This is a genomic window from Bacillus haikouensis (assembly GCF_013179555.1).
GTDB lineage: Bacteria > Bacillota > Bacilli > Bacillales > Bacillaceae_B > Rossellomorea > Rossellomorea haikouensis_A.
In genome coordinates this window covers 1-4197 of record NZ_JABMCR010000318.1, presented here as the reverse complement: position 1 = coordinate 4197, position 4197 = coordinate 1, and the positions used below count along the sequence as shown (strand labels likewise).

Sequence of the window (4197 nt, the reverse complement as noted above, 5' to 3'; positions counted from 1 at the left end):
AGTGCATTGGCAGGTGCCATAATTTCAGGTGCTTCTGAAGAGGAACAAAACAAACTTGAAAATTTTGCCCACCATATAGGACTGGCTTTCCAAATTCAGGATGATATCCTCGATATCGAAGGAGCAGAAGAATTGATCGGTAAACGGACGGGGAGCGATGAATCCAAACAAAAAAGTACGTATCCCGGACTGTTATCCATGGAAGGTGCAAAGGGAAAACTTCAATTCCATTTGGATGAGGCTTTGGCTTCACTTGCTGATCTCAATATGGATACAGCACTGCTCGAGCAAATCGCCTATCTTATCGTCAATCGCAACCATTAATTGTTCTTTATATTTGAGGAAATCATAATATATGTTATAATACTACTATAAAATATTTGGGTGGTGCAGTATTCTAGTCAATCCACCAATCCTGAAGGTGGGCCTAAAAATCCACTAAAGGGCACATCGATGAAGTTCCTGGACTTGGCTTGAGGCGCCCAGCTTTGGGTCATATCTGGGAGTAAGGCTTGAGGGCGATCCACAATGGCATGTGGGCGTTGACCCGCAAGCCGCGGAGGCTCTGTATCTCTCGCTGGCATAAAGCATGTGCAATGAGTACAGAGTATGAACCTGCGATTGTGATGAAGTTGATCACTAGCAGCGTAGCCTGCCTTGAGTGAAGAGAGAGGGGATTATGGTTACAAAGTACACATCAGTTGGCCATTGATATGTGCTTTTTCGTCCATATGAAATCCTCTTTGCAAAAGAGGCTAAGGATTGTGTTAAGGGTTGTTGAGGAAAACTCCTAGACTGTTCATTGGACATATATCGGGGATTATAGTGCGGACTAAGTGGTAATCCAGTCTAGCTTGTGGTGACGCGGCTAAGTCGGGTTTAATGGGAAACCGCCGGTATGGCAACATCCGGTACCTGATTGGGAAAACCTACTGGACCTAAGCTGCAATTTTTACTCTATATATGACCATCCAATTACATAGTTATGAACGATATTTACACAGAGAAACGGTGTGTGTAGACGATAATGAATGATACATTGAAAAACTCAATAAAATGGAGTCTCAGTATTGCCGTTATCACATTCGTGTTAGCGGCTATTTTTTCAGTTGCATCAAATATGGTACTGAACGGAGTGCCATGGGGTACAGGTTTATTTGTGGTGCTCATCATCGTGTGTATCGGTATCTTTTTTGATATGCTTGGAATAGCCTCGACTGCAGCGGACGAAACACCCTTTCATGCCATGGCGGCAAAAAAAGTATACGGTGCAAAATATTCCATCAAAATCGTCAGGAATGCCGATCGTTTCGCGAGTTTCTGTAATGATGTAATCGGCGATATATCAGGAATCATTAGTGGAACAGCATCCGCCATCGTCATCATCCAACTGGCTGTTTCCTTTCAGCTCGAAGGCGGTTCTCTTAAAGAGTATATCGTGAGTGTCACATTGACGAGTATCATCGCCTCATTGACTGTAGGGGGAAAAGCACTTGGAAAAACGTTTGCGATTACATATTCAAAGGATATAATATTTAGAGTCGGTACCGTTCTTCAGTTCGTTGAAGACCGGTTTCATATAGTTCTGATAAAAGATAAAAAAGATCAAAAAAAGAAAAAACGCAAAACAGAGAAACAAAATATATAGTGATGAAAGTGAGTGGACCCAATGGATTTACTATCAATTAAAGAGCCTTCTTTTTTGAAAACGATGAGTAATGAGCAATTAGAAGAGCTTAGTGAGGAGATACGCCGGTTTTTAATCCAGAACTTATCAAAAACCGGAGGTCATATTGGTCCGAATTTAGGTGTAGTGGAACTGACGTTGTCCCTTCATAAACATTTTAACAGCCCCATGGACAAGATCATATGGGATGTAGGGCACCAATCTTATGTACATAAGATTTTAACCGGCAGGGCATGCCAGTTTGATACATTAAGGCAATATAAAGGACTGTGCGGATTCCCTAAAAGAAATGAAAGCGAGCATGATGTATGGGAAACAGGTCATAGTTCTACATCACTTTCAGCAGCAATGGGAATGGCGATAGCTCGTGATGTAAAAAAAGAAAAGTCATTCATCATCCCTGTTATTGGGGACGGTGCGCTGACGGGCGGTATGGCTTTGGAAGCACTGAATCATATCGGCCATGAAAAGAAAGACATGATCGTCGTATTGAATGATAATGAAATGTCAATTGCCCCAAATGTGGGAGCACTGCATAGTGTACTTGGGCGATTGCGTACTGCAGGCAAGTATAACTGGGTGAAAGACGAACTTGAGTATATTCTGAAGCGTATTCCTGCAGTTGGCGGGAAACTTGCCAGTACAGCGGAAAGAGTGAAGGACAGCCTGAAATACCTGTTTGTATCCGGTATGTTCTTCGAAGAACTTGGATTTACTTACCTTGGTCCGATCGATGGGCATGACTTTGAAGAACTGGAAGATAATATTCAGTATGCGAAGAAGACTAAAGGTCCTGTATTACTTCACGTTATAACGAAAAAAGGGAAGGGATTCCACCCTGCAGAGTCTGATAAAAAAGGAGACTGGCATGGAACAGGACCTTATAAAATTGATACAGGCGACATCATAAAGCCAGTCAATGCACCTCCTTCCTGGAGCGGTCTTGTCAGTGAGACGGTCAGGAAGATTGCCAGAAAAGACGACCGTGTCGTTGCTATTACACCGGCGATGCCCGTGGGATCGAAGCTGTTGGGATTTGCAGAAGAATTTCCCGGCCGGATGTTTGATGTGGGAATCGCAGAACAGCATGCGGCGACAGTGGCAGCAGGACTTGCTACGCAGAATATGAAGCCGTTTCTTGCTATTTATTCCACTTTTCTGCAAAGGGCATATGATCAAGTGGTACATGATATCTGCAGACAGAATCTGAATGTTTTTATCGGGATTGATCGGGCAGGTTTGGTCGGAGCTGACGGAGAGACCCATCAAGGTGTTTTTGATATCGCCTTCTTAAGACATCTTCCTAACATGGTGATCATGATGCCGAAGGATGAAAACGAAGGCCAGCATTTGGTGAACACGGCCATGCACTATGATGAAGGACCGATCGCCTTAAGATATCCAAGAGGGAACGGGTACGGGGTACCGATGGATTCAGAATTGAAAACCATACCAATCGGATCATGGGAGATATTAAAGCAAGGTAATGACGCTGTTATCCTGACTTTTGGGACCACGATACCGATGGCGATGGACGCTGCGAATGAGCTCGAGAAACAAGGCGTCTCCGTGCGTGTGGTAAATGCCAGATTCATCAAGCCCTTGGATGAGAAAATGTTGAAATCCATTTTTGAAGAAGAAATCCCTGTACTTACGGTAGAAGAAGCGGTTCTTCAGGGCGGTTTTGGAAGCTCGGTACTTGAATTTTCACAAGAAAACGGCTTCCGGGACTCGGTTATCGAACGAATTGGAATTCCTGATTATTTCATTGAACATGGAAGCGTAAAGGAATTACTAAATGAGATCGGTATGACGAAAGAAAATATAATCGATCGCATTCTTACAATAACACCAAAAAAACAAAAAAGGGCTTAATACTTTATGAAAGCAAAAAAACAACGTTTAGATGTACTCTTGGTTGAGAGAGGATTGATCGAAACAAGAGAGAAAGCAAAAAGAGCTGTCATGGCAGGTCTTGTCTATTCAAATGAAGTGAGATTGGACAAACCCGGAGAGAAAGTAAGTGAAGATGTCGAGCTTACGATCAAAGGTAAAATGCTGCCTTATGTCAGCCGGGGCGGACTGAAGTTAGAAAAGGCCTTGAAAGTGTTTGATATTGACGTGAAAGATAAGGTCATGATCGATATCGGCTCATCAACAGGTGGATTTACGGACTGCGCCCTTCAAAATGGCGCAAAATCATCTTATGCAATCGATGTCGGTTACAATCAGTTAGCCTGGAAGTTAAGACAGGACGAGAGGGTTGAAGTGATGGAAAGAACCAATTTCCGTTATGTAACACCTGCGGATTTACCTGGTGAAATGCCATCCTTTGCGTCGATTGATGTTTCGTTCATTTCACTTGCGTTAATTCTGCCTGTCCTAAGAACTCTCTTAGTTCCCGGTGGTGATTGTATTGCACTGATTAAGCCGCAATTCGAAGCGGGTAAGGATCAGGTCGGTAAGAAAGGGATTGTCAGAGATCCTAAAGTTCACCATGCTGTTATTGA

At 43.2% G+C, this 4197-nt stretch carries 4 protein-coding genes; all 4 read left to right on the top strand.

What is annotated here, in order from left to right; genetic code table 11:
- The coding region (locus HP456_RS20560) for a polyprenyl synthetase family protein (RefSeq protein ID WP_172254595.1) at window positions 1-324 on the top strand (324 nt) is incomplete at its 5' end.
- Between the two features lie 703 nt (window positions 325-1027).
- Entirely contained in the window at window positions 1028-1648 is a 621-nt protein-coding gene (locus HP456_RS20555) for a hypothetical protein (RefSeq protein WP_172254593.1), read from the top strand.
- 21 nt (window positions 1649-1669) lie between these two features.
- Complete coding sequence (gene dxs / locus HP456_RS20550; RefSeq protein WP_172254591.1) at window positions 1670-3562, top strand: 1-deoxy-D-xylulose-5-phosphate synthase; 1893 nt, start codon at window positions 1670-1672, stop codon at window positions 3560-3562.
- A gap of 6 nt (window positions 3563-3568) precedes the next feature.
- Window positions 3569-4197: TlyA family RNA methyltransferase (locus HP456_RS20545; protein WP_172254589.1), on the top strand; the 629-nt coding region annotated here is incomplete at its 3' end.